The sequence below is a fragment of the Dactylosporangium sp. NPDC051484 genome, assembly GCF_040689395.1.
Taxonomy (GTDB): Bacteria; Actinomycetota; Actinomycetes; order Mycobacteriales; family Micromonosporaceae; genus Dactylosporangium.
In genome coordinates this window covers 64,670-90,346 of the sequence record NZ_JBFAZX010000011.1, presented here as the reverse complement: position 1 = coordinate 90,346, position 25,677 = coordinate 64,670, and the positions used below count along the sequence as shown (strand labels likewise).

Annotated in this window: 24 protein-coding genes; 6 read left to right on the top strand and 18 right to left on the bottom strand. The window is 71.9% G+C overall.

What is annotated here, in order from left to right:
* Positions 1-43: 43 nt before the first annotated feature.
* Both AB0367_RS20040 and AB0367_RS20035 read right to left on the bottom strand, forming a co-directional pair.
* The gene (locus AB0367_RS20040; protein WP_366227852.1) at positions 44-520 is read right to left on the bottom strand and encodes a hypothetical protein; all 477 of its coding nucleotides are present in this window, start codon (positions 518-520) and stop codon (positions 44-46) included.
* Between the two features lie 60 nt (positions 521-580).
* Positions 581-916, bottom strand: a complete 336-nt coding sequence (locus tag AB0367_RS20035) for a hypothetical protein (protein ID WP_366227851.1) — start codon at positions 914-916, stop codon at positions 581-583.
* A gap of 259 nt (positions 917-1,175) precedes the next feature.
* Here AB0367_RS20035 and AB0367_RS20030 point away from each other — a divergent pair, with 259 nt between their 5' ends.
* Entirely contained in the window at positions 1,176-4,304 is a 3,129-nt protein-coding gene (locus AB0367_RS20030; RefSeq protein ID WP_366227850.1) for a GH92 family glycosyl hydrolase, read from the top strand.
* A 47-nt stretch (positions 4,305-4,351) separates the two neighbouring features.
* On the opposite strand, the gene AB0367_RS20025 is transcribed toward AB0367_RS20030, so the two are convergent.
* From AB0367_RS20025 to AB0367_RS20010, 4 genes are all read right to left on the bottom strand, one after another.
* Positions 4,352-4,729 (bottom strand): GntR family transcriptional regulator, encoded by a 378-nt coding sequence (locus AB0367_RS20025; RefSeq protein WP_366227849.1) that lies wholly within the window; start codon positions 4,727-4,729, stop codon positions 4,352-4,354.
* Positions 4,726-5,610: a hypothetical protein gene (locus AB0367_RS20020; RefSeq protein WP_366227848.1), complete on the bottom strand. Its 885-nt coding sequence runs from the start codon at positions 5,608-5,610 to the stop codon at positions 4,726-4,728. Before AB0367_RS20020 ends, AB0367_RS20025 begins: the two co-directional genes overlap by 4 nt.
* 135 nt (positions 5,611-5,745) lie before the next feature.
* Positions 5,746-6,450, bottom strand: a complete 705-nt coding sequence (locus AB0367_RS20015; protein ID WP_366227847.1) for a DUF899 domain-containing protein — start codon at positions 6,448-6,450, stop codon at positions 5,746-5,748.
* Positions 6,451-6,557: 107 nt separating this feature from the next.
* Positions 6,558-6,818 (bottom strand): acyl-CoA-binding protein, encoded by a 261-nt coding sequence (locus AB0367_RS20010; protein WP_366227846.1) that lies wholly within the window; start codon positions 6,816-6,818, stop codon positions 6,558-6,560.
* A 127-nt stretch (positions 6,819-6,945) separates the two neighbouring features.
* Between AB0367_RS20010 and AB0367_RS20005 the strand changes: the two genes are divergently transcribed.
* Positions 6,946-8,280 (top strand): condensation domain-containing protein, encoded by a 1,335-nt coding sequence (locus AB0367_RS20005; protein WP_366227845.1) that lies wholly within the window; start codon positions 6,946-6,948, stop codon positions 8,278-8,280.
* A gap of 3 nt (positions 8,281-8,283) precedes the next feature.
* Here AB0367_RS20005 and AB0367_RS20000 read toward each other — a convergent pair whose 3' ends face one another.
* Complete coding sequence (locus AB0367_RS20000; RefSeq protein WP_366227844.1) at positions 8,284-9,270, bottom strand: YafY family protein; 987 nt, start codon at positions 9,268-9,270, stop codon at positions 8,284-8,286.
* Between the two features lie 152 nt (positions 9,271-9,422).
* Here AB0367_RS20000 and AB0367_RS19995 point away from each other — a divergent pair, with 152 nt between their 5' ends.
* A complete protein-coding gene (locus AB0367_RS19995; protein WP_366227843.1) occupies positions 9,423-10,400 on the top strand; it encodes a thaumatin family protein in 978 nt (325 codons plus the stop codon).
* Between the two features lie 22 nt (positions 10,401-10,422).
* On the opposite strand, the gene AB0367_RS19990 is transcribed toward AB0367_RS19995, so the two are convergent.
* Genes AB0367_RS19990 through AB0367_RS19980 form a run of 3 tightly spaced genes read right to left on the bottom strand, consistent with a single transcriptional unit; the run spans position 10,423 to position 12,272 of the window.
* Positions 10,423-10,740, bottom strand: a complete 318-nt coding sequence (locus AB0367_RS19990) for a DUF3349 domain-containing protein (protein ID WP_366227842.1) — start codon at positions 10,738-10,740, stop codon at positions 10,423-10,425.
* A 6-nt stretch (positions 10,741-10,746) separates the two neighbouring features.
* Positions 10,747-11,064 (bottom strand): hypothetical protein, encoded by a 318-nt coding sequence (locus AB0367_RS19985; RefSeq protein ID WP_366227841.1) that lies wholly within the window; start codon positions 11,062-11,064, stop codon positions 10,747-10,749.
* Positions 11,064-12,272 carry an inorganic phosphate transporter gene (locus tag AB0367_RS19980; protein ID WP_366227840.1) on the bottom strand — a complete coding sequence of 403 codons (1,209 nt, stop codon included), beginning with the start codon at positions 12,270-12,272 and terminating at the stop codon, positions 11,064-11,066. The genes AB0367_RS19985 and AB0367_RS19980 overlap by 1 nt, the downstream gene beginning before the upstream one ends.
* 241 nt (positions 12,273-12,513) lie before the next feature.
* On the opposite strand from AB0367_RS19980, the gene AB0367_RS19975 reads away from it, so the two are divergent.
* Positions 12,514-16,518: a bifunctional nitrate reductase/sulfite reductase flavoprotein subunit alpha gene (locus AB0367_RS19975; RefSeq protein WP_366227975.1), complete on the top strand. Its 4,005-nt coding sequence runs from the start codon at positions 12,514-12,516 to the stop codon at positions 16,516-16,518.
* A 21-nt stretch (positions 16,519-16,539) separates the two neighbouring features.
* Here the strand turns inward: AB0367_RS19975 and AB0367_RS19970 are convergent, their stop codons facing one another.
* The 7 genes from AB0367_RS19970 to AB0367_RS19940 all read right to left on the bottom strand — a co-directional run bounded on the left by AB0367_RS19970 (position 16,540) and on the right by AB0367_RS19940 (position 23,106).
* Positions 16,540-17,277 (bottom strand): class I SAM-dependent methyltransferase, encoded by a 738-nt coding sequence (locus AB0367_RS19970; protein WP_366227839.1) that lies wholly within the window; start codon positions 17,275-17,277, stop codon positions 16,540-16,542.
* A gap of 80 nt (positions 17,278-17,357) precedes the next feature.
* Positions 17,358-17,750: an Rrf2 family transcriptional regulator gene (locus AB0367_RS19965; RefSeq protein ID WP_366227838.1), complete on the bottom strand. Its 393-nt coding sequence runs from the start codon at positions 17,748-17,750 to the stop codon at positions 17,358-17,360.
* Between the two features lie 12 nt (positions 17,751-17,762).
* The gene (locus AB0367_RS19960) at positions 17,763-18,722 is read right to left on the bottom strand and encodes a sulfate ABC transporter ATP-binding protein (RefSeq protein ID WP_366227837.1); all 960 of its coding nucleotides are present in this window, start codon (positions 18,720-18,722) and stop codon (positions 17,763-17,765) included.
* Complete coding sequence (locus tag AB0367_RS19955; protein ID WP_366227836.1) at positions 18,722-19,510, bottom strand: sulfate ABC transporter permease subunit; 789 nt, start codon at positions 19,508-19,510, stop codon at positions 18,722-18,724. Before AB0367_RS19955 ends, AB0367_RS19960 begins: the two co-directional genes overlap by 1 nt.
* On the bottom strand, positions 19,503-20,360 hold the full coding sequence (gene cysT / locus AB0367_RS19950) for a sulfate ABC transporter permease subunit CysT (protein WP_366227835.1): 858 nt from the start codon (positions 20,358-20,360) through the stop codon (positions 19,503-19,505). Before cysT ends, AB0367_RS19955 begins: the two co-directional genes overlap by 8 nt.
* Positions 20,357-21,406 carry a sulfate ABC transporter substrate-binding protein gene (locus AB0367_RS19945; RefSeq protein WP_366227834.1) on the bottom strand — a complete coding sequence of 350 codons (1,050 nt, stop codon included), beginning with the start codon at positions 21,404-21,406 and terminating at the stop codon, positions 20,357-20,359. The genes cysT and AB0367_RS19945 overlap by 4 nt, the downstream gene beginning before the upstream one ends.
* A gap of 98 nt (positions 21,407-21,504) precedes the next feature.
* Entirely contained in the window at positions 21,505-23,106 is a 1,602-nt protein-coding gene (locus AB0367_RS19940) for a Na+/H+ antiporter (protein WP_366227833.1), read from the bottom strand.
* A gap of 355 nt (positions 23,107-23,461) precedes the next feature.
* Between AB0367_RS19940 and AB0367_RS19935 the strand changes: the two genes are divergently transcribed.
* A complete protein-coding gene (locus AB0367_RS19935; protein WP_366227832.1) occupies positions 23,462-24,445 on the top strand; it encodes a Gfo/Idh/MocA family oxidoreductase in 984 nt (327 codons plus the stop codon).
* Positions 24,446-24,569: 124 nt separating this feature from the next.
* Positions 24,570-25,325 (top strand): protein phosphatase 2C domain-containing protein, encoded by a 756-nt coding sequence (locus tag AB0367_RS19930; protein ID WP_366227831.1) that lies wholly within the window; start codon positions 24,570-24,572, stop codon positions 25,323-25,325.
* Between the two features lie 118 nt (positions 25,326-25,443).
* Here the strand turns inward: AB0367_RS19930 and AB0367_RS19925 are convergent, their stop codons facing one another.
* On the bottom strand, positions 25,444-25,596 hold the full coding sequence (locus AB0367_RS19925; RefSeq protein ID WP_366227830.1) for a hypothetical protein: 153 nt from the start codon (positions 25,594-25,596) through the stop codon (positions 25,444-25,446).
* Between the last annotated feature and the right edge of the window lie 81 nt (positions 25,597-25,677).

Below are 25,677 nucleotides of genomic sequence, written 5' to 3'. Positions count from 1 at the left end.
CTACGGGTGGGGTGTGACAGGATTTCGAAGTCCGAATTGTCCCCTATTGGGCGGCGGGCGGAGGTCCCGCGGACCACGGCGGGGGCGAGCCGGGTGGCAGATCGAATCCGGGCGTGGGCGGCGCGCCGGTCGAACCGAACCCGTCCGCCGCCGGGCCGGCCGCCACGACGGGACCCGCGGTCGCCGGCCGCCGGAGCACGAACGACGCGACCACCAGCGCCATCCCGATCGTGATCAGCACCGCATCGGCCACGAGGTAGGCGTTGTTCACCGTGTTGAAGGTGTCGATGTCGAGGTCCCCGCCGGAGGTCATCGACCGCAGATGCAGCACCCAGGCGACGTTCGCCGCCTGGTCGGCCGCGATGATCAGGCTCCCGGCCGCGGCCAGGATGCCGCTGAGCACACCCATGCGCCGGATCATGAGCAGTCCCAGGAGTGCCCCGGCGAGGGCGATGATGATCACGGGCAGGCGCAGTGCGATCTGCACGCCCGTGGACAGCGGCTCGACGGTCGGATCCACCAGGTCACTTTACCGGACATCCCGGTACCAGACGGACAGTCGCTTTCCCGGGCTCGCCGCTCAGCGGGTCCGGCGCCGTCGCATGTAGTGCTCGATCGCGCCGCCCGGGTGGGCGTCGGCGACCGCGGACTGTACCGCCTCGCGCAGCCAGTTCGGCAGCGAGCCGTCGAGGTTGAGGCCGTTCTCGACCCGCCAGCCCTGACGGCCGAGCTCGTTGAGCAGGGCCACCTTGCCGGGAACGGTCTGGGATCGGATGCTGGTGCCGTCCACGACGACGGCGGCCAGGCCATACTCGAGCACCCGCTGGTTGCGGTCCGGATGGTTGCCCAGCTTGCGCTGCGCCTCGGACTGCGTGGAGACGAAGTACACGAAGCCGTACTCCCATTTCTCGTTCACCTTGCGAATGTTTCCGCATCGGTGTTGGTCATCAGGCCGATGCGCGCGGAGTCACCCGTGCCGGGTCGTCCGTTCGGCCGATGTGCCGGCTGGGGCGGTGCGCGAGTTCTGTCGGTTATTGACAGATTGGCGGTCGATCGTTCGATGCGGTCACCCGGACCTGCTGGCGTATTGATAAATGTTGACCAAACGGTGATCGGCGGCTATGAATGTGTCGAGAGCGCTCTCCCGTCCTCTCCGCCACCGAACGGGAGACACCATGCCCCGATCCCGCAAGGTCGACCGGCTGCTCGCCGGCGCGGGAGCCGCCCTCCTGGGCAGCACCCTCGCCGTGGTGCAGTTCGCGGCCCCCGCCCGGGCCGCCGACCTCAACCTGACCCAATACGTCAACCCGCTGATCGGCACGGACGACAGCAACTCGCCGAACCCGGTCGGCGGTGGCGCCGGCGGTAGCACGTTCCCGGGTGCGACCATGCCCTTCGGCATGCTCCAGTTCAGCCCGGACACGCCGACCGCGTCCCCGTCGGGCTACCGCGACAGCGACCGCACCATCGAGGAGTTCAGCCTCACCCACTTCAACGGTGCGGGATGCCCGAACAACGAGGACATCGGGCTGCTGCCGGTCACCGGCGCGCTCGGCTCGTCGCCCGGCACGTCGTGGACCGGCTACGCGTCGGCGTACACCAAGAGCAACGAGGTCGTCCAGGCCGGCTACTACAAGAATCGCCTGGACAAGTACTCCACGAACGTCGAGGCCACCGCCACGACCCGCACCGGGGTCATGCGCCTGACGTTCCCGTCGACCAGCCAGGCCCGGCTGCTGGTCAACACCAGCCGCAGCGCGACGGGCAACCGCAGCGGCAGCATCAGCATCGCCGGCAGCGACATCACCGGCAACGTCACCGCCGGCGGGTTCTGCGGCTCGTCGAAGACCTACCCGATCTACTTCTCGATCCACTTCGACCGCGCCCCGGCGTCGTTCGGCACCTGGAACGGCTCGACGATCACCAACGGTTCGGCGAGCACCAGCGGCACCAACACCGGCGGCTTCGTCACCTGGGACACCACGAGCAACGCCGTGGTCAACGCGCAGATCGGCGTCTCCTTCGTCAGCGTCGCGGGCGCCACGGCCAACCTCAACGCCGAGACCGCCGCGTTCGACACCGCGCGGACCAACGCCGGCAACGCCTGGAACAGCGCGCTCAACCGCGTCCAGGCCACCGGCGGCAGCGCCACCGAGCTGCAGAAGTTCTACACGGCGCTGTACCACGTGATGCAGAACCCGAACGTCGCAAGCGACGTCAACGGCCAGTACCGCGGCTTCGACAACGCGATCCACACCGCGACCCACCCGGTCTACCAGAACTACTCCGGCTGGGACATCTACCGCTCGTGGGCCGCGCTCGTCGCGTTCATCGCGCCCGACGTCACCAGCGACATCATGAAGTCGATGGTCCTCGACGGCCAGCAGGGCGGCCTGCTGCCCAAGTGGTCGCAGCAGACCAACGAGGACTTCGTCATGACCGGCGACCCGGGCCCGATCATCGTCGGCAGCGCCTACCAGTTCGGGGCCCGCGACTTCGACACCGCCGCCGCGCTGCAGCTGATGAAGAACGCGATCGCCGGCGCCGGCGCGCAGGGATCGCCGATCCGCGGGCGCGAGTCCGAGTACGAGACCAATCACTACATCGCCGGGGCGCCCTCGGACTCCCTGGAGTACTCCGCCTCGGACTTCGCCGTGGCCCAGTTCGCCAAGGCGCTCGGCGACACCGCCACCTACAACTCGGCGATGACCCGGGCGCAGTACTGGCGCGGCTCGTTCTCCAGCGAGTCCGGGTACATCCACCCGCGCAACAGCGACGGCAGCTTCGCGTGGCCGCTCAACCCGGCCCAGGAGAGCCCCTACACCGAGGGCAACGCCACGCACTACACCTGGATGGTCCCCTACAACTTCGCCGGCCTGATCTCACTCATGGGCGGGCCGCAGACCGCGAAGCAGCGCCTCGACCAGCACTTCACCGAGCTCAACGGCGGCCTCACCCGGCCGTACTTCTACATCGGCAACGAGCCCGAGCACGGCGTGCCGTGGGCGTACAACTTCGCCCAGTACCCGGCCGGCACCTCCGCCGCGGTGCGGCGCGTCATGAACGAGTCGTTCACCACCGGCGCCGGCGGCCTGCCCGGCAACGACGACCTCGGCGCCACGTCCGCCTGGTACGTCTGGTCGGCGATGGGCATGTACCCGGCCACGCCCGGCGCGGACACCCTCGCCGTCCACGGCCCGGCGTTCCCGTCGATCCTCATCCAGCGGCCCGGCGGCAACGTGCAGATCAACGGCGGCAGCTCCACCTCGCAGTACGTGCAGAGCCTCACGCTCAACGGCGCCACGGTTTCGCGCAACTACCTGCGCTACCCGGACCTCGCCGCGGGCGGCACGCTGCAGTACACGATGGGCACCGGCCCGTCCTCGTGGGGCACCGGCGCCGGCGACGTCCCGCCGTCCTTCACCGACGGCGCGGCCCAGCCGCCGGCCCCGCCGAGCCTCGGCACCAACCTGGCCCTGGGTAAGACCGCCACGGGCTCGGCCACGTGCGCCACGGCCGAGTCGGCCCCGAAGGCCGTCGACGGCAGCGTCTCCAGTAACAGCAAGTTCTGCTCCGGTACGGCACCGCGGTTCCTGCAGGTCGACCTCGGCGCCAACCAGAGCGTCGGCTCCGTGGTCATCATGCACGCCGGCCTCGGCGCGGAGAACACCGGCTGGAACACCGGCGCGTTCACGATCTCCACCAGCACCGACGGCAGCACCTGGAGCCAGGCGAGCTCGGTCACCGGCAACCGGTCCAGCCGTACCCTGCACCAGTTCACGCCGCGCACCGCGAGGTACGTCAAGCTCGACATCTCCACGCCCGCCAACGACGGCAACGGCGCGGCGCGCATCTACGAGCTCGAGGTGTACAGCGCCGGCCCGACCGGAAACCTCCTGCTCAACAGGCCCGCAACCGCCGACTCGAGCTGCGCGGCCAGCGAGGGCCCGGACAAGGCCGTCAACGGCAGCGTCTCCGGCGGCTGGAGCGACAAGTGGTGCTCGAAGGGCACCAACCGCTGGCTGCAGGTCGACATGGGCACCTCGACGCACCTGAGCTCGATCGTGGTCAAGCACTCCGGCGCCGGCGGCGAGTCGGCGGGCTGGGACACCCGCGACTTCGACCTGCAGGTGTCCAGCGACGGCAGCACCTGGACGACCGTGGCCTCGCCGCGCGGCAACACCGCCGACGTCACCACGCACGCCGTCAACGTCACCGGCCGGTACGTGCGGCTGAACGTCATCACGCCGACGCAGAACGGCGATCCCGCGGCGCGCATCTACGAACTGGAGGCCTATTCCTGACCGTTCGGGTCGGGTCGTGAAGGGGGAGCGGCGTCCGCCGCTCCTCCTCAGCGGCCGAGCGCCCGAGCGATCGCCGAGACGATCTGATCATCTTCCGCACCGAGAAGGCGCGCCTCACGCACGAACGCGGTCGCGTGCTCGCGCAGCGCCTCGGCCGGATCCGGCTGGAAGGGAGGTGCCGCCGCGACGCGTGTCCCGCCACCCCGCCGGGTGACCACGATCCCGGCCAGCTCAAGTTCACGGTACGTCCGGGCGACCGTGCCGACGGCAAGCCCCAGGTCCGCCGCGAGCTGCCGTAAGGGTGGGAGGCGGTCGCCCGGGGCCAGCACGCCGAAGCGGACCAGCTCGATCAGTTGGCGGCGCAGCTGCTCGTACGGTGGCGTGGGATCGTCGGTGACCACCGTCAACGCCGGACGATCGGTCACGGCGTGCGCACCCGCGGGTCGGCCCGGTCCATCGCGGTGAATACCGCGGCTACGCACCAGCTCGACATGGCAAGCGATGCGGGAACCAGTGCGAGCAGCCCCCAGCCCGCAACCGTCCACCACGCCGGCGCGCAGGAGATGCGGAGCAGGCCATTGGCCGCGGTCAGGCTGACACCGGCGAGCGGGATGGCGAAAAGGATGCCGACGCCACCGGTGACGGTGCGGGCCGCGCGCCTGCGCAGCGCGTCATCGCCGGCCAGATCGCTGGTACTGCCGGATCGCGGTCGCCGGACGATGGTGCGCATGGCGACGTACGCCAGCAGCAGGCCGACCAGCAGGACGACCGCCAGCGGACCGGTGTAGAACGAGCCCGGCCACGGGCCGTGGCTCTCGAACGTGTCGGGCGTGCATTGCCGGCCGAGTGAGCGTCCGGGGCGTCCCATGTCATCGGGGCTGCCAGCCGCCGTCGTCGAGGTGAGCAGCACCAACAGCACACTCCCTGCGGCGGCGACCGCCCGGCTGAGCTGACGCGGCAGGTAGTCGCGGATGTGACGGACTTCAACAGCCGCGGTCCGCGTCGGCCCACGTGGTGGCCGGACCGTCAGTTCCCCGGCGAGTACGCCGAGGAGCGTGCACAGTCCGAACAGCGGCGCGGCCAGCAACAGCCCCGTGCCGAGGCCACCGGATCGGGCGGCGATGGTGCCGACGATCAAGCCGATCGTCACGCCCGCCCATCGCAGCACGGCCGTACGCCGGGCGACGGCCCTGGGGACGTCGACCGCCTCGGCAGCCGGCCGGTGCGCGACCCGCCGCACCAGCAGCACGAGCACGCCGCATGCGATCAGGCCGAACAACAGCACCCCGAACGACAGCGCGGCCACGAACATCCTCCTTGTATCAAGGGAGTGATACAAGGAGGATGGAGTACCACGCCACTTGTGTCAAACGCTTGGTACATGAGGAGCGCGGCCTCGACGGCAGTCGCGGCCAGCGGCCCAGGCTCGCGGCGGGGTGCCTCAGGCGAAGTTGGGCACGGGCTCGCGGGCGTGCTCGACGCGGCCCTTGGGCTCCTCCCACCGCTCCTGCCGGCCGAGCGCGGTCAGGTCCAGCAGCGCGTAGGCGCCGCCGAAGTCGGTGCCGCGGGCGTACGTCGAGTAGGTGTGGTAGATCTCGCCGCCGGCGGCCAGGAAGCAGCTGAACCCCGGTAGCTCCGGCGACTCCACCACCGGCAGTGACCGGTAGTTGTACACCGGCGGCTTGACCGCCTCGTCGAAGGACACGTCGAAGTCGAAATTGAAGTCCTCGCCGTACGACGAGTACCACGGGATCTGCCAGCCCCGCCGCTCGCGGTAGCCGGCGATCTTCGCGTACGGCGCGCGGGACACCAGCACGAACGTGGTGTTGCGGCTGGCCAGGTGCCGTAGCAGTGCCGGGGAGACCTCGTCGACCGACGCCGTGCAGCTCGCGCAGGCGTCGTCCCAGCTCGGATCGAACATCACGTGCTGCACGATCAGCTGTGGCCGCCCCTCGAACAGGTCGGCGAGCGTCACGTCGCCGGACGGTCCGTGGAAGCGGTACGGCTTGTCGACGCGCACCATGGGCAGCCGTCGCCGGTCCGCGCTGATGCGGTCCAGCCGGTGCCGTGCCTCCTTCTCCTCCCGCAGCAGCGCCCGCCGCGCGGCGAGCCACTCGTCCTGGGTGACGATCTCCGGAAGCGTCATGGCTGTCGGCCTCCTCGTGTCGGTGGTACTTCTGCACGGGTACGACCGACGGATACCCGCGATTTGAACGCTTCCGCACGAAAAGTTCAGCCGGCCACGGCCACGGCTTACGCGCTGGCGCGGAGCCGGCGGACAAGGTCGACGTAGCGCTGCTGAGCGTCGCTCCGCCCGGTGCCGGCCAGCGCCTTCCAGGCGTCGTACTTGGCGCGGCCCACCGGGTCGAACACGCCAGGGCGAGCGCTGCCCACGTCCCCCTGGGTGCCCTGCTTGTAAAGGGCGTACAGCTGGAGCAGCACGTCGTTGCCGGGGCGCCGGTCGAGCTGCTTGGCGTCGGCCTGCGCACGCTCGAACTCTTCGGTCACGGACATGCCGGAAGCCTATCCGCCCGGGCCCGCAGCGGCATGCAGCGGAAGAAAATCGGTCGCCGAACCGATGTGGCCGAAGTCCGGCCGGCAGTACCATCCGAGCACGCCGGGCAGACCGACGAGGGCGGGGATGAGCGACGTGCATGACCGGATCACGGTGGCGTTCACCGGTGACGGGGCGGGCGAGGGGGCGCTGTCGTGGGGGCAGCAGGACATCTGGCGGGCGATGGTGCGGCAGGAGTCGTGGCTGCCCAACGGGGCGTGGGGGCCGCTGCCGCCGGGCACGACGCTGGACGAGGTGGCGGATCGGCTGCGGTACCTCATGAGCCGCTTCCCGACGGCGCGCACCCGGCTGGTCCTCGGCGCCGAGGGCGGCCCGCGCCAGGTGGTCTCCGGCGCGGGCGAGATCACGCTGGACGTCGTGGACACCGGGGGACAGGACCCCGCGAAGCTGGCCGAGGAGCTGCGCCTGCGCCTGCAGGACGCGCCGTATGACTTCGAGCGCGACTGGCCGGTCCGCATGGCGGTCGTGCGCCACGAGGGCGAGCTCACGCACCTCGTCGTCGTCATGTGCCACTTGATCACCGACGGCTTCGGCGCCCAGGTGCTGCTCGAGGAGCTGGACAAGCGGCCGGAGACGCCGGTGCCCGACCTGCAGCCGCTGGAACAGGCGCGTTGGCAGGAATCGGCGGGCGGTGTGCGGCTCAACGGCATGGCGCTGCGCCACTGGGAGTCGATCCTGCGCGAGATGCCGGTGCGGCGCTACCCCGAGTCGGCCGACAAGCGCTCCCCGCGGCACTGGCGCGGGGAGTTCCGCTCGCCGGCGCTGAGCCTCGCGCTGCGCTCGATCACGGCCCGGACCGGGGTCGCGTCCGCGCCCGTGCTACTGGCCGTGTTCGCCGTCGCCCTGGCCCGGGTGACCGGTCCGGACCCGGTGCTGGTCCGGCCAATGGTGAACAACCGGTTCCGGCCGGGCCTGGACCGCGTGGTGTGCATGCTCGCGCAGTATGGCCTGTGCCGCCTGGACGTCGCCGGCATCTCGTTCGCCGAGGCGTTCGACCGGGCCCGGCGCTCGGCGCTGAGCACGTACAAGCACGCCTACTACGACCCCGCCGCCCTCGACGACCTGGTCGCCCGAGTGGTCGGCGAGCGGCCCGGCCTGCAGCTGCCGTGCTACTTCAACGACCGCCGCGACGAAGCGGCCACGGCCGGCGTGCCGGTGCCGTCGGCGGCCGAGGTGGCCGCGGCCGCGGGCGGCGGCGAGTTCGTGTGGACCACGCGGCAGGACGTGCCGTTCGAGCCGCTGATCGTGCACATCGACGAGGTGACCGGCGCGACGCAGGCGACCGTGTTCATGGACACGCACGTCATCGCGCCCGGCGATGCGGAGGCGCTGCTGCGCGGCCTGGAGGCGGTGGCCGTCGAGGCCGCGCTGGACCCCGACGCCCCGACCGGCGTCGCGTAGCGGCTACACCACCTCGGCGGCGTCGAGGTACCGGCCGGCGAGCGAGCGCAGGATGTCGCGCAGCTCCGGCGGCTCCAGCACGGTGAACGGCACCTCGAACTTGCCCAGGTACGTCACCAGGTCGTACAGCGAGTCGGTGCCCGTCGCCAGCTCGCACCCGCCGTCGGCGAGTTCGGTGATCCGGCCCGACGTCGGGGTGCTGCGCCCGGCGATCACCGCGGCCGCCGCGGCGAAGCGGATCCGCGCCCGGTAGCGCAACGGTGCCGCCGTCACGCCCCGCAGCACGTGCGCGGCGGCGTCGCCGCCCGGCGGCTCGCGCCGTACGAACCGCGGGGCCGTGGCGTCCGCCGGCAACGGCGTGATCCGGTCGGCCCGAAACGTGCGCCAGTCCCGGCGGTCGGTGTCCCAGGCCAGCAGGTACCAGCGGCGGCCGGTGTAGACGAGCGTGTGCGGCTCGACGTCGCGCACGCTGGCCTCGCCGCCGTGCGCGGCGTAGGTGAACCGCAGCCGCTCCTGCCCGTGTGCCGCGCCCGCGATGCGCGTGAGCGTGTCGAGGTCGACGGTCGGGCCGCCGTCCGCCGCCGAGACGGTCGCGGACTTGAGCGCGTCGACCCGCGGCCGCAGCCGGCCCGGCAGCGTCCGCTCGAGCTTGGTCAGCGCCCGCAGGGAAGCGTCCTCGATCCCGGCGACGCTGCCCGCCGCGGCCGCCCGCAGCCCCACCGCGACGGCGACGGCCTCGTCGTCGTCGAGGGCGAGCGGTGGCAGCGCGTTGCCGGGCCCGAGCCGGTAGCCGCCGCCTGGGCCGGTGGAGGCATCGACGCGGTACCCCAGCTGCCGCAGCCGGTCGACGTCGCTGCGCACGGTGCGCGTGGTCACCTCCAGCTCGGCGCCACCTCGCACGAGCCGGTCCAGGACCGTGGCCACGGCTTCGTCACCGCCACGGTCGTCGACCCGTTCGGCAACCTGCTCGGCGTGATGTACAACCCGCACTACGTCGAGATGCTGGCACCAAGAGCCTGACGACGGCGTCGAGTTCGGCCTTCCTCGCTCGGCTCAACGCCGCCAACGAGGAGATCGTCCGCGGCGGCTGAGTGCCCAATCGGAAAACCGTTATCGCCGGGGCGGCCGGGCGTCTCCTGGGCATGCACATCTCACGGCGCGCCCTCGCCGGCGCGGGCGCGGCGCTCGTCCTCGTGGCGGCGGCGCTGGTCACGTTCACGCTGACCCGCGGCTCGGCCGCACCGGCGGCCGGCGCCTCGCCCGGATCATCCGTCCCGTCCGGCCTGTCCGACGCGTCCGGCCTGTCAAACCCGGCCGCGATGCCGGCGTCCGCGGCCCCGGCGGCGCCCAGCGACGGCGTCGGCCGGCTCGCCGCGGCCTCGCCGTCCTCGTCGGCCTCGACGTCCGCGAGTGCCTCGCGCTCGCCGAGCGTGCCGGCCGGCGCGCGGACCGTGACCCTCGTCAACACGCTCGGGCAGCGGATCTGGGCGGCCGCCACGCCGGACAAGGCGCACCCACTCGCCGCGACCGGCTGGGTGCTCGACCCGGGGCAGAGCGTGACGGTCGTCGTGCCCAGTGGCTGGGGCGGGCGGTTCTGGGGACGTACCGGCTGCTCGTTCGACGCCTCCGGCGCCGGGCACTGCCAGACCGGCGACTGCGGCGGGCGCTTCCAGTGCACCGGCAGCGGCGCGACGCCCGCCACCCTGGCCGAGTTCGCCCTCGCCGCCTGGGGCGGGATGGACTTCTACGACGTCAGCATGGTCGACGGCTCGAACCTGCCGATGTGGATCAACGTCAGCCACTCCACCGGCAAGGACCCGGTGTCGCCGACCGGCTGCGTCGCCGCGGGCTGCACCCGGCCGGTCGACTGCCCGCAGCAGATGCAGGCCGCCGGCGGTGCGTGCAAGAACCCGTGCGCGGCCTTCGGCGGCGACACGTACTGCTGCCGCGGCCCCTGGGCCGGCCGCGAGCACTGCGTCCCGGCGAAGTGGCCGGTGGACTACACCCAGGTGTTCAAGCGCGCCGAGCCCCACGCCTACTCATACGCGTTCGACGACTCGGCCACGATGGCCTGCAAGGGCGGCTGCAGCTACCGCGTCACCTTCGGGGTGACACCGTGAGCCTCCGGGTGGATGCCGGGCGTCAGTCGTTCGGCGGGTCGGCGAGCGGCCAGCCGCCCGCGGCGAGGTGGGCCGAGACGCGCACGATGTCCTCGGGGCTCGCCTCCTGCAGTACCGAATCGTTGATCAGCTCTTCGATGTCGTCGGTGGTGATCGGGTCGGCCGCGCGTTGCGACTGGTCGGCCAGGTCCCGGGCGATCTCGCGGATCTCGTCCTCGGTGAGCTTGCGGCGCAGCAGGCCGAGGAGGGCGACGTAGTCCTGCCGGGGCACGCCGGAGGGGTAGCCGGCGCGCAGCCAGCCGATGCTGCGGCTGAGGAAGTTGGACCGGGACTCGCTCACGATTGCCTACTTCTTGTCGACGATCGCCGGGAATATGTGCTCGAAGCTCAGCGCCTTGCCGAGCCCGCTCGCGACGATGTAGGTGATGCCCAGCGCCACGCCGAGCAGCACCACGGCGATGCAGGCCCAGCCGAGCAGGGTACCGATCGGCTGCGCCTTCGCACCGGCCGCGCCCGGCTCGCGGACCTCGGCGTCGCCGCCGGCGCCCCAGGCGAGCGCGCGCACGCCGAGCGCGAACAGGGCGGGCAGGCCGGCGCCGAGGAGCAGGCCGGCGAGCAGCACCCGCCAGGCGGACTGCAGGGCGAATTGCAGGTTGTGGACCATCAGCGGACCGCCTCGGCAAGCTCCGGAGTGGTGCCCCACTCGTCGTTGACGTTGTTGTGGTCGACCGGGGACTTGCGCGAGTGCCAGTACATGTAGGCGGCCAGGGCGAGCAGGATCAGGAAGATCACGATCGCGCCGGCGAGGCCGCCGATGGCGTGGCCGATCCACCACATGATCGCGCCGACGACCGCCGCCGACGGCAGCGTGATGAGCCACGCGAGGACCATGCGACCGGCCACCGGCCAGCGCACGATCGCACCGGGCCGGCCCAGGCCGCTGCCGAGGATGGAACCCGTGGCCACGTGCGTGGTCGACAGCGCGAAACCGAGGTGGCTGGAGACGAGGATGACCGCGGCCGAGGCCGACTCGGCGGCCAGGCCCTGCGGCGGCGCGATCTCCACCAGGCCCTTGCCCAGCGTGCGGATGATCCGCCAGCCGCCGAGGTAGGTGCCCAGCGCGATCGAGAGGGCGCAGGCCGTCTTCACCCAGATCGGGATGTTCGTGGTGTCGGTCCAGTCGCCGGTCGCGATCAGCGCCAGGGTGATCACGCCCATCGTCTTCTGGGCGTCGTTGGTGCCGTGGGCCAGCGACACCAGCGACGCGGACCCGATCTGGCCCCAGCGGAAGCCGTTGTCGGTGAACCGTTGCACCACGCCGATGGTGACCTTGTAGATCAGCCAGGTGCCGACCCCGGCGACGACCGCGGCGATCACGGGGGACATGACCGCGGGCAGCAGCACCTTGCCGACGAGGCCGTCGAGCTTGGTACCGTTGCCGTTCCAGTTGACCCCGGCCCAGCCCAGCCCAGCGATGGTGGCGCCGGCCAGCCCGCCGAACAGCGCGTGCGATGAGCTCGAGGGCAGGCCGAGCAGCCAGGTCAGCAGGTTCCACACGATCCCGCCGACGAGGCCGGCCAGGACGATGAGCAGCAGGGCGGAGCCGCCGCCTTCGAGCAGTTCCGCCTTGGGTGTGCCGTTGGCGTTCTGGATCTTCACGACGGCGTTGGTCACCGTGAGCGCGACCTCGACCGACAGGAACGCGCCGACGAGGTTCAGCAAGCCCGACAGTAGTACGGCGACCCTGGGCCGCAGCGCCTTCGTCGCGATGGAGGTGGCCATCGCGTTGGCCGTGTCGTGGAAGCCGTTGGTGAAGTCGAACCCGAGCGCGGTCACGATCACCAGGACCAGCACGACGGTGGTTTCTGTCACGTCATGATCGTCGCGCGTTCGCCGGGGCCACTGCAGCGCAGGCCGCAGATGTGAGAAGAGTTTGATCGCCGTTTACCTGATGGCCACCTTGTGCGGGGAACGGGGTCGCGGAACCGCCGCCGCCGGGGCATGAACGGCCGGGCTCACATCCGCGGGCGTCATGTTGTGGGATCGGCGTAATTCACTGTGTGCGATCGGTGTGACACCCATGTAATTGACCGCTTGTAACGTGATCACCGTGATGCAGACCCGCTCGGTCTGTTCGTACTGCGGGGTCGGCTGCGGCATGGTCCTCGACGTGGCGACGGACCCCGACGGCCGGCGCCGCGTGCTCAAGGTGCACGGCGACAAGGACCACCCGGCCAACGCCGGGCGGCTGTGCACCAAGGGCGCGACCAGCGCCGAGATGCTCGCCGGCAAGGGCCGCCTCGGCGCCGCCGTGGTGCGGGCCGAGCGCGGCGGCCAGGCCGTGCAGACCGGCGTCGACGCGGCGATCACGCACACCGCGGCGCGGCTGCGGGCGATCATCGACGAGCACGGGCCGGACGCCGTCGCGTTCTACGTCTCCGGGCAGATGACGCTCGAGGCACAGTATCTGGCGAACAAGCTCGCCAAGGGTTTCGTGCGCACCAACCAGATCGAGTCGAACTCGCGGCTGTGCATGGCCAGCGCGGGCAGCGGGTACAAGCTCTCCCTCGGCGCGGACGGGCCGCCCGGATCGTACGACGACTTCGACCATGCCGACCTGTTCCTCGTCATCGGCGCCAACATGGCCGACTGTCACCCGATCCTGTTCCTGCGCATGATGGAGCGGGTCAAGGCCGGCGCGAAGCTCGTGGTCGTCGACCCGCGCCGCACCGCCACGGCCGAGAAGGCCGACCTGTTCCTGCAGGTGCGGCCGGGCACCGACCTGGCCCTGCTCAACGGCCTGCTGCACCTGCTGGTCGAGGGCGGCCACGTGGACGAGCGGTTCATCGCCGAGCACACCGAGGGCTGGGAGGCGATGCCGCCGTTCCTGGCCGGCTACGGCCCCGGCGAGGTGTCCGAGACGACCGGGATCCCGGTGCGGCACCTGCACGAGGCCGCCGAGCTGATCGCCGCCGCCGGCGAGTGGATGAGCTGCTGGACGATGGGGCTCAACCAGAGCACCCACGGCACCTGGAACACCAACGCCCTGGTCAACCTCCACCTCGCCACCGGCACGATCTGCCGGCCCGGCAGCGGCCCGTTCTCCCTCACCGGCCAGCCCAACGCGATGGGCGGCCGGGAGATGGGGTACATGGGGCCCGGCCTGCCCGGCCAGCGCTCGGTGCTCGTCGAGGCCGACCGAGGCTTCGTCGAGGACGCCTGGGGCCTGCCCGGCGGGACGCTGCGCACCGACGTCGGCAAGGGCACCGTCGAGCTGTTCGAGCGCATGGCCGCCGGTGAGGTGAAGGCCTGCTGGATCATCTGCACCAACCCGGTCGCCTCGGTCGGCAACCGGCGCACCGTCATCGCGGGGCTCGAGCGCGCCGAGCTGGTCATCACCCAGGACGCGTACGCCGAGACCGAGACCAACGCCTACGCCGACGTGATCCTGCCCGCCGCCATGTGGTCCGAGATCGACGGCGTCATGATCAATTCGGAGCGGAACCTGACGCTGCTGCGCCAGGTCGCCGACCCGCCCGGCGAGGCCCTCGCCGACTGGGAGATCATCGCGCGGGTCGCCGTCGCCATGGGCTATGGCGACGCGTTCCGCTACGACCGCGCCGAGGACGTCTTCGCCGAGATCCGCGGCTTCCACAACCCGCAGACCGGCTACGACCTGCGCGGGGTCAGCTACGAGCGGCTCCGCCAAGGCCCGGTGCAGTGGCCCGCCCCACCCGGGTCGCCGGCCCGCAACCCGATCCGGTACCACAACGACGGCACCAGCCAGCCCGTCCGCGAGACGCCCGGCGGCATCCGGCCCCGGCTCAACTTCGCCACCCCCACCGGCCGGGCCGTGTTCTTCCCCCGTCCGCACCTGGACCCGGCCGAGCTGCCCGACGACGACTACCCGTTCCTGCTCAACACCGGCCGCCTGCAGCACCAGTGGCACACGCTGACCAAGACCGGGAAGGTGGCGAAGCTCAACCGGCTCAACCCCGGCCCGTTCGTCGAGCTCAACCCGCACGACGCGGGACGGCTCGGCATCGCCGACGGCGACCGCGTCGAGGTCGCCTCCCGCCGCGGCCGGGCCGTGCTCCCGGCCACCGTCACCGACCGGGTGCTGCCCGGCAACTGCTTCGCCCCGTTCCACTGGAACGACCTGTTCGGCGAGCACCTCAGCATCAATGCCGTCACCTCCGACGCCGTCGACCCGATCTCGTTCCAGCCCGAGCTGAAGGTGTGCGCCGTCGCCCTCACCCGGGTCGCACCCGCGCCGGCCGCCGCACCCGCCGCGGTCGGCGCACCGACCGGCATGGACGCCCTCGGGCTCGACCTCGCCCCGCCCGCCCTGACCGAGGCCGAACGGCTGTACCTGGCCGGGTTCGTCAACGCGCTCGCCGCGAACCCGCCGGCGCCGGGCGTGGTGCCGCGGCTGCCCCCGGGTGCGCCGTTCGACGCCGGGCGCGCCGCCTGGGTCGACGGCTTCCTCGCGGGCACCTACCACCGGCCGGGCGCGCCGGCACCGGCACCGGCGGGTGGATCCGTGCGTACCATCGAGATCCTGTGGGCGTCGCAGACCGGCAACGCCGAGGAGTTCGCCGCCCACGCCGGCCGCCGCCTGGCGGACGAGGGCTGGCAGGCCAACCTGCGGGCCATGACGGCCGCCGCCGGTGAGCTGCTGCGCGGCGGCAACGACCTGCTCGTCATCACCAGCACCTTCGGCGACGGCGACGCCCCCGACAACGGCATCGCCTTCTGGGAGTCACTGCAGCGCGACGCGCCGCGCCTCGACGGGCGCCGCTACGCCGTGCTCGCCTTCGGCGACTCCAGCTACGCCGACTTCTGCGGCCACGGCCGGCGCCTCGACGCCCGGCTCACCGAGCTCGGCGGCGTGCGCCTCGCCCCGCGCGTCGACTGCGAGCCCGACTTCGCCGAGGCCGCCGGCGGCTGGCTGGACGCGGTGCTCGCGGCGCTGCGCGCGCCCGCCGCACCGCCGGCCGCGCCGCGCTCCGGACGCGGCGAGACGATCACCGCCACGCTGCGCGGCAACCGCCTGCTGAGCCGGCCCGGATCGGCGAAGGAGGTACGGCAGTTCACCTTCGACGTCGGCGAGGACTTCGGCTACGCGGCCGGCGACGCCCTCGGCGTGTGGCCGCGCAACTGCCCGTCCCTGGTGGACGAGTGGCTCGAGGCGACCGGCCTCGACCCCCTGTCGGCCGTGGACGTCGGCGGCGAGGTCGAGCTGCGCGAGGCGCTGCTGGACCGGCTCGACATCACCCGGATCACACCCGAGCTGATGCGCTTCGTCGCCGACCGCGGCCACGACTCGCCGCTGCGCGCGCTGCTGCGCCCGGACAACCAGGGGGAGCTGGCGAAGTACACCTGGGGCCGGCAGGCCGTCGACGTCATCGCCGAGCACGCGGTGAAGGCCGGGGCCGACGAGTGGGTCCCGCTGTTCAAGCGGCTGCAGCCCAGGCAGTACTCCATCTCGTCCTCGCCACTGCTGGCACCCACCCAGGTCTCGCTCACCGTGTCCGTCGTCCGCTTCGACAACGGCCACGGCCGCACGCGCAAGGGCGTCTGCTCGACGTTCCTCGCCGACGCCGCCCCGGACGCGCCGGTGCCCGTGTTCCTGCAGCGCTCCCCGAACTTCCGCCCGCCGGCCGACGACTCCGTCCCCATGATCATGGTCGGCCCCGGCACCGGCGTCGCCCCGTTCGTCGCGTTCCTGCAGGAGCGCCACGCCCGCGGCGCCCGCGGCCGAAGCTGGCTGTTCTTCGGCGAGCAGCGCCGCGCCACCGACTTCTACCACGCCGAGGAGCTCGCCGAGCTGCGCCGCAACGGCACCCTGACCCGCCTCGACCTGGCGTTCTCCCGCGACCAGCGGGCCAAGGTGTACGTCCAGGACCGCATGCGCGAGCACGGCGCCCAGCTGTGGTCGTGGCTGCAGGACGGCGCGTACTTCTACGTCTGCGGCGACGCGACCCGCATGGCCAAGGACGTGGACCTGGCCCTGCGGGAGATCATCGCCGCCCACGGCCACCTGGATGAGAGCGCCGCCGCCGCGTACGTCAAGCAACTGTCTGCCGAGAAGCGCTACCTCCGCGACGTGTACTGAGCCGCCGGCGGCGCGTGCGGGTCACGCCGGCCGGCGGTAGACGCAGACGTGTGAGCGCGACTCGCCGGTGAACGGCGTGCCGGCCCAGTCGGCGTGCCGCGACTCCAGCTCAAGGCCGGCCAGCTGCGCCATGAGATCCATCTCGGCCGGCCAGATGTAGCGGTGCGGGCTGCGGATGAGTCGGGCCCGGCGGCTCTCGTCGAAGCGGAAGTGGTGCGAGACGAGGTGCTGGTTGACCACGTCGAACGTGTCCAGGCCGAGATACCCGGGCTCCGCGGCGAACACCACGGCCGGCTGGCCCGGCGGGAGCCGGCGCAGGTCGGGCACCTCCAGCTCGATCACGAACCGGCCGCCCGGCGTCAGGTGCCGGGCCGCGTTGCGGAAGCACGCGACCTGCTCGGCCTGCGTCAGCAGGTTGGAGATCGTGTTGAAGACGAGATAGACCAGGGTGTACTCGCCCGGGGCGGTCGCGCTGGCCATGTCCCCGACCACGACCGGGATCGCCGCCTCGTCCGCCTTCGCGCGCAGCCGCTCCAGCATCGGCCGGGACAGCTCGATCCCGCTCACCGGCACCCCGCGCGCGGCGAGGGGCACCGCGATCCGGCCCGTGCCGATCGCGAACTCGAGCGCCCGGCCCCCCGCCGCGAGCGCGGCGAGACGGTCCACGGCCGGGTCGACCACCTCGGGGGCGAACATCCCGGTGCCCGGCGTGTCGTACTCCGCGGCGACCTCCGCGTCCCAGATGTCCTCTTGTCGCATGGCTCGACCCTGCCCACCGGCGGGCGGCTTGTCCATCGATTTCGGGCGTTGCCGCCGGCGCTGCGTCTCAGCGCCGGCGGTCAGCTGCCATGGTTCATGATGTCGGCGAGGGTCACCGCGTCCAGGTAGTCGAGGCGGACGCGGTTCGCCCGTTCCCACAGCTGGCGCAGGCGCTCGATGGAGCGGTCGTCGGCGCGGCCACCCGGGGGCGGCTCGGCGCCGGGGCCGTCCAGGCGGCGCACGATCTCGCCGAGGGTCAGCTCCGTGGCCGGGTGGGCGAGCAGATAGCCGCCGCCCGTGCCGCGGTGGACCTGCACCAGTTCGGCCCGGCGCAGGTCGGCGAGCAGGTCGTACAGGTAGCCGGGAGGGATGTCCTGGGCGTCGGCGACATCCTGGGCTTTGATTGTCTGCGGTGCGGCGCCGGCCAACACGACCAGGGCCCGCACCGAGTACTCGATGCGCTTGGGCAACATGGCTTGCGCGGCTCAGGCGGCCGCGAGGGTCCTGGCGTCGGTCTCCGGGCTGAAGTAGACGGTATCGCCGGGCTTGACGTCGATGGCCTTGGCGCCGGCGCGGGTCAACTGCGCCCACACGTCCACTTCGCCGGCCTTCGCCTCGATACGCACCTCGAAGCCCAGCGGCACGACCCGGGTCACGACCGCGGCGGTGGCGCCGGCGGCGGGTTCGCGCGACAGCGCGACGTCGTGCGGGCGGACCAGCTGGCCGTCGAGGTGGGTGACGGGGCCGAGGAAGCTCATCACGAACGGGTTCGCCGGGTTCTCGTAGATCTCGTGCGGGCTGCCGACCTGCTGCACGACGCCGTCGGCGAGCACGACGATCTCGTCGGAGACGTCCATCGCCTCCTCCTGGTCGTGGGTGACGAAGACGGTGGTCACGTGCACCTCGTCGTGCAGGCGGCGCAGCCACGTGCGCAGCTCCTTGCGGACCTGGGCGTCCAGCGCGCCGAAGGGCTCGTCGAGCAGGAGCACCTGCGGCTCGGGGGCCAGGGCGCGGGCCAGGGCCATGCGCTGGCGCTGCCCGCCGGACAGCTGCGCGGGGTAGCGGTCGGCGAACTGGTCGAGGTGGACGAGCTCCAGCAGTTCCATGACACGCTTGCGGATGTCGGCCTTCGGGCGGCGGCGGACCTCGAGGCCGAAGGCGACGTTGCGGAACACCGTCATGTGCTTGAACGCCGCGTAGTGCTGGAACACGAAGCCCACGTTGCGCCGCTGAGGGGTCAGGCGGGTGGCGTCGATCTCGTTGATGCGCACGCTGCCGGTGTCGGGCTGCTCGAGGCCGGCGATGACCCGCAGCAGCGTGGACTTGCCGCCGCCGCTGGGGCCGAGCAGCGCGGTGAGCGAGCCGGAGGCGATGTCGACGGAGACGTCGCGCAGCACCGGCGTCTTGCCGAACGACTTGTTCACGTCGCGGACTTCGATGGCCATCAGTCGTTCTCTTTCGGCCGCAGGAGTTTGGTGATGAGCAGGATGACGATCGCGATGAGGGCCAGGGCGCTGGCGGTGGTGAACGCCGCGGTCTGGTCGTAGTTCTGGTACCGCTCCTCGACGAACAGCGTCGCGGTCTGGGTCTGCCCGACGAGCCGGCCGGAGACCACGGCGACGGCGCCGTACTCGCCCAGGGACCGGGCCAGGCACAGCACCACGCCGTAGCCGAGCGCGGCACGGATGCCGGGCACCGTGATGCGCAGGAACGTCTGCCAGCGGTTCGCGCCGAGGGTGTGCGCCGCCTGCTCCTGCTCGTCGCCCATCTCCTCCAGCACGGGGACGATCGCCCGCACGACCAGCGGCAGCGACACGAAGATGGTGGCGAGCACCATGCCGGGCAGCGAGAAGATGATCTGGAAGCCGTGGCGCTCCAGCCAGCCGCCGACGGGGGCGAACTTGCCGTACACCAGGATCAGCGCGAGGCCGACGACGACCGGCGACACGGCCAGCGGCAGGTCGATCAGCGCGCCGAGGAGGCGCCTGCCGGGGAAGCGGTGCCGCACGAGCAGCAGCGCGGCGCCGACGCCGAACACGGTGTTGGCCAGCACCGCCCACAGCGCCACCGACAGCGTGACGGCGAACGCGTGGGTGAAGTTCTCCGACGTCAGCACGTCGGCGATCGGTTGCAGGCCCTTTTCGAAGGTGCGCCAGACGACCAGGCCGACCGGGAGCACCAGCAGGAACAGCAGGTACACCAGGGCGAGGACGCGCAGCGGGTACTTAGCCACGGCGGGCACTCCAGCGCTGGAAGAGGTCGAGGAGGATGAGCACGATGAAGGCGACGACGAGCAGCACGGTGGAGATGGCCGCCGCGGCGGTGGTGTCGTCGCTCTCGATGCGGCCGAAGATGTTCACCGCGGACACCTGGGTCTGGAACGGGATGCTGCCGGTGAGCAGGTTCGTCGAGCCGTATTCCGCGATCGCCCGGGTGAACGCCAGGCCGGCGCCGGAGATCATGGCGGGGGCCAGGTTGGGCAGGATGATGCGCCGGAACGTGGTGAAGGGGGAGGCGCCCAGGGAGTAGGCGGCCCGCTCCATGTCCCGGTCCAGCTCACGCAGCACGGGCTGCACCGTGCGCACGACGAACGGCAGGGTGACGAACAGCAGCGCGATGCCGACGCTGATCCGGGTGTAGGCGAGGTTGATGTGCAGGGGGCTGCTGGTGCCGTAGAGCGCGAGCAGCACCAGGCCGGCCACGATCGTCGGCAGCGCGAACGGCAGGTCGATGAGCGTGTCGACGACGCTCTTGCCGGGGAAGTTGTCGCGCACCAGAACCCAGGCGATGACGGTGCCCATGACCACGTTGATCAGCGCGACCAGGAGCGACGCGCCGACGGTGAGCTCGAGCGCCGCCCACGCGTCCGGGGTGCGCACCGCCCGCCAGAAGGTGTCCCAGCCGCCCTCGGTGGAGCGCCACACCACCGCGGCGAGCGGGATGAGCACGATGAGGCTCAGGTAGAGCACAGCGGTGCCCAGCCCGAGCGCGGTGCCGACCTGCGGGCGCCGGCGCGGACCGCGCCCCGCCGGGCCCGGCGCGATGCCGGACCCGGCGGGCTTGACGGCGGTGTCCGTCGTCATTTCTTCGACGCGGCGGGGCTGGGGGCGGCGGAGGTGGACACGCCGAGCTTCTGCTCGATCGAGGCCATCACGCTCTGGCCCGGGTCGAACAGCTCCTTGTTCACCTTCGACCAGCCGCCGAGGTCTGCGACGGTGAACAGACCGGACGGGTTGGGGAACGAGGGGCCGCCGGCGTCCTTGATCACCGGGCGGTAGCCGTTCTCGGCGTAGATCTTCTGCGCCGCAGGCGTGTGCAGGAAGGCCAGGAACGCCTTGGCCTCGGCCGGGTGGGCGCTGTTGCTGGTCACCGCGATCGGGTTCTCGATGAGGATCGTGTCGTCCGGCACGGTGTAGTCGACGGACTGGCCGTTGCGCTGCGCGAAGAGGGCCTCGTTCTCGTAGGAGATGAACGCGTCACCCTTGCCGCTGGTGAAGGTCTGCAGCGACGCCCGGCCGCTGTTGTCCTGCACCGGCACGTTGTGGAACAGCGCGTCGAGGTAGGCCGCGCCGGCCTCCTTGTCGGTGCCCTTCTTCGACTTCGGGCCGTAGGCGGCCAGGATGTTCCACTTCGCGCCGCCCGACGTGAACGGGTTGGGCGTCAGCACCTGCACGCCCGGCTTGGTCAGGTCGTCCCAGGTCTTGAGGTTCTTCGGGTTGCCCTTGCGGGTGCCGATGACCGCGACCGAGTGGGTGATCATGCCCTTGTACTCGTCGGCGTTCCAGCTCGCGTCGACCAGCTTGGCGGTCACCAGGCGGGTGATGTCGGGCTCCAGCGAGAACGCGACGAGGTCGGCCTTGAGACCGTTGGCGACCGCGCGGCTCTGGTCGCCGGAGGCGCCGTACGACTGCGTGAACTTGATCTTCTTGCCGGCGTCGGTCTTCTGGAACGCGGCGATGAGCTGCTCGTAGGCGGTCTGCGGGGTCGAGTAGGCCACGAGCGCGAGAGTGACGTCGCCGCCGCTGTCTTTGGAGTCGGAACTCTTCGCGGTGCCGGCGCAGGCGCCCAGCGCGGTCCCGGTCAGGACCAATGCCGCACTCACGGCGAGCACGCGGTTACGCAGCTTCACGGAGCCATCCTTGGAGTGAAAGTCTATGTTGCCTACTTAGTGAGTAGGTAATATAGTAAAGGCAGCCGCCGCTCGTCAATCCCAGTCAGTCCGTAGGTTTACTCGGGTCGCTCCGGCAGGACCCGCTCCTCGTGATCGAGCTCCCGCTCGAGCCGGCGCAGCCCCTCGTCGGGCAGCGCGCCAGCGTCGCGCCAGCGCAGCAGCTCCTCACGCTGCGCCTCGATCGTCAGCCGCCGGATGCGCAGCCCCGCCTCGTAATGCTCCGACACCGGCACCTCGTCGGAATCGGCGCTCTGCAACACGTCGAGACGGTGCTCGTAGCGGCGCAGCTGCTCCTGCATCCGCGTGCGCAGCGACTCGACGGCGGCCGTGTTGGCGGGCTCGTCCTGCTCCAGCTGCTCGAGGCGGTCCAGCGCGGCGTGCACCGACGCGATCCGCGCCTCGTTGCGCTGTCGGGCCTCGTCGACCTCGTTGGCGCGCAGCCCGAGCGCCCGCACCAGCGGCGCGAAGGTGACCCCCTGCCCGACCAGGGTGACGAGCACCACCGTGAACGTGCAGAACAGCAGCAGGTCCCGGTCCGGGAACGGCGCGCCCGACGCCGTCGTCAGCGGCAGCGTGAACACCGCGGCGAGGCTGATCACGCCGCGGGTCCCGGCCCAGCTCAGCACCGCGATCTCACGGGCGCTGAGGCCCTCGTCCTCGCGCCGCAGCAGCAGGTGCGCCGCCTGCGTCAGGGCCAGCCACACGGGGCGCAGCAGCAGCGTGACCCCGATCGAGACGGCGACCGCGATCACGATGGTCGAGGTGTCGTACTGCTTGAGCCCGCGGATCACCGCCGGCAGCTGCTGGCCGATGAGCAGGAAGACGAACCCCTCCAGCAGGAAGTCCACCAGCCGCCACACCGCGGTCGTCTGCAGCCGGCTCGCGCCGGTGCCGGAGCGCGGCGTGTCGTGCCCCACGATGAGGCCCGCGACCACCACCGCCAGCACCCCGGAGACGTGCAGCCGCTCGCCGGCCAGGAACGCGATGAACGGCGTCGCCAGGGAGATCGCGTTGGCCGGCAGCGGGTCGCGGGCAAGGGGGCGCAGCAGCCGCACGGCGACGGCGACGGCGACCCCGACCGCGGTGCCGCCGGCCGCGGCGAGCAGGAACAGCCAGCCCGCCTTCGCCTCGGAGAAGCTCCCGCCGACGGCCGCGGCGACCGCCACGTTGAGCAGGGTCAGCGCGGTGGCGTCGTTGAGCAGCCCCTCGCCCTGGATGATCGTGATCAGCCGGGGCGGCAGCCCCACCTTCCGCCCGACCGCGAGCGCCGCGACCGGGTCCGGCGGCGCGATCGCGGCGCCGACGGCCACCCCGGCGGCGAAGGTCGCCCCCGCCACGAACAGCGCGAACCCGAGCCCGACCAGCAGTGCGGTGGCGAAGACGAGCAGCACGGACAGCCCGATGACGATGCGCAGGTTGGCCCGGATCGCCAGCAGCGAGGAGTCCAGCGCCGCGCTGTACAGCAGCGGCGGCAGCAGGAACGTCAGCACGAAGTGCGGGTCGAGCGCGACGTTGGGGCCGGGCAGCACCGCGTAGAGGATGCCGATCACCGTCAGCAGCGCGGCGGGCGGCAGCCCGGCCCGCCCGCCGATCCACCGCGCCGCCACGACGATCGCGACGGCCCCGAGCCCCAGCAGCAACCACGTCTCAGGGTTCACCCGTCGACCTTAGTCGGACGCGGCGATCATCCGGGCGCGTTCATGATCACCGCTGCCGAACCACGCCCCGGCCGGTGGGCGTGCGCTAGCGTGGTGGCCGTGCGGGTGCCGCGATCGCCGCGCATTCGCGGATCCAGCACCTGGCCGTCGGTGACCTCCTGCGCCGCCACGTGGTCGAGGGGCCGTGCTACGCCCAGCGCGGCATCCTGCTGACCGTCGACGCGACGCCCCCCGCCGACGTTGTGACCCGCGACGTGCTCGCGGCGCTGACGGCCCGCGCGGCGTAGCCCCGGAACGACGGGTCGCGTGCCTGTGACGCATCGACCGGGGTAGCCACCCGCGGTACAGTCGCGGCATGCTGCGCATCGGTGTGCTCGGCGCCGCCAGGATCGCCCCCGCCGCGCTCATCAGGCCCGCGCGCGCCGTGCCGTCGGTGCGCGTCGCCGCGGTCGCCGCCCGCGACCGCGCCCGGGCCGGGGCATTCGCGGCGAAGCACGGCATCGGCGTCGTGCACGCGGGTTATGCGGAGCTGATCGCCGACCCGGACCTCGACGCGGTGTACGTGCCGCTGCCGAACGGCCTGCACGCGCGGTGGACCATCGCCGCGCTGGAGGCCGGCAAGCACGTGCTGTGCGAGAAGCCACTCACTGCCAACGCGGCCGAGGCGCGCGAGGTGGCCGAGGCCGCGCGGCGCACCGGCCTGGTCGTGATGGAGGCCTTCCACTATCGGTACCACCCGTTGCTGGCCCGCGCGCTGGAGCTCCTGCCGACGCTTGGCGAGCCGCGGCGGGTCGAGACCGCGCTGTGCTTCCCGCTGCCGAGGTTCGGCGACATCCGATACGACTTCGCGCTGGCCGGTGGCGCGATGATGGACGCCGGCTGTTACGCCGCGCACGCCCTGCGCACGCTCGGCGGCGCCGAGCCCGAGGTCGTCAAGGCCGGCGCGCTGCTGCGCTCGCCCCGGGTCGACCGGGCGATGACCGCCGAGTACCGCTTCCCGGGCGGCGCCACCGGCCGCACCGTCGCCAGCCTGTGGTCCCGCCGGGTGCTGAGCCTCTCCGCGAGCTACACCGGCAGCGAGGGATCGCTGAAGATCTTCAATTATCTGATGCCGAGCGCGTACCACCGCCTGACACTCACGCGGGCCGGCCGCACCACGCACGAGCGCGTCCCCGGCGAGGCCACGTACACCCACCAGCTGCGCGCCTTCGCCGCCGCGGTCCTCGAGGGCGGCCCCAACCTGACCCCGCCCGAGGACTCGGTGCGCACGATGGAGCTCATCGACGCCGTGTACCGCGCCGCGGGCCTGTCGCCGCGCGGCCGCGAGGATCCGCGTTAGCCGGCGCTCGGGCCGAGTGGGCTGCGCTCGGCGCGGGATAGCGACGAACGTCACTGATCGACCCTGAACGGAGCGTGAACACGGGGCCGCGAGGGTGTCGCGGCAACCGTTACGCTGTCGGGCGATGACGATGACGATCGAAGTCCACGGCGCCGGGCGGCAGCTCAGCGTCGCGGCCGCCACCGAGGTTGGCCGGCGTTATCCGGCCAATTTCGACGTGGTGTATACGGCCGAGCTGGAGCGCCGGCCCGGCCTGTGCGCCGTCGTCGCCGACGGCATGGGCGCCGGCGAGGGCAGCCGCACCGCCGGGCGGGTCGCCGTCGAGGTCTTCACGGCCGCCGTGCAGCGCCACCGCGGCCCGTTCGAGCCCGCACCCCTGTTCGCGGCGATCGGCGAAGCCCAGCGCCTGGTCCGCGCGGCCGGACGGGAGCTGCGGGAGCTCACCGGCTGCACGCTGACCGCCCTGGTCGCCGATGCGACCGGCGCGTGGGTGATCCAGATCGGCGACTCCCGGGTGTATCGGCTGCGCGGCGGCCTGCTGGAACTGCTCACCGTCGACCACACCGCGGCCTGGCTCGGCGCCGTCCACGGGTGGTATGCGGCGGATTCCCCGCAGGCCGCCGCCGCCCGCTACCAGCTGCACCGCTTCATCGGGCACCCCGGCCTGCCCGAGCCCGACGTGCTGAGCGTGACCATGTTCCCCGGCGACGTCTACTGCCTGTGCACCGACGGCATCGCCGAGCAGGTGCAGTATCGGTTCATGGAGCGCACGCTCGGCTCCGGCGCGCCCCCGGACGTGATCGCCTCGGCGCTGGTCTCGGCGTCACTGGAGGCGGGCGGCCGCGACAACGCCACCACGGTCGTGGTCAAGGTCAACTGACGCCCCGGGCGGTCGGCAGGCGGCGGGATCGTGCGGGCCGGGCCCGGTGCGCAGCTGGGGCGCCCAGACCGTGGCGGCGGCCAGGACGGGCAGCGCCCCAGCCGGCCAGCGCGACGCGTCAGCCGCCGGCCAGGGCGGTGAGCGGGACCGCGGTGCCGGAGTCGACCGCGGCCACGACGCTCTGCGTGGCCGTGTAGCCGCCGGTGAGCTGGGCGACGTGGTCGCCTGGTGCCCCCGACCGGGAAGAGGACCGCCAGCGAAACCGTTTCATTGAGGTGGCCTGGATCACAAGCAGGGCACCGTCGGGAACATAGGGAACGGTTTGTAACTTAAGCCTGACACGCTCAACCTA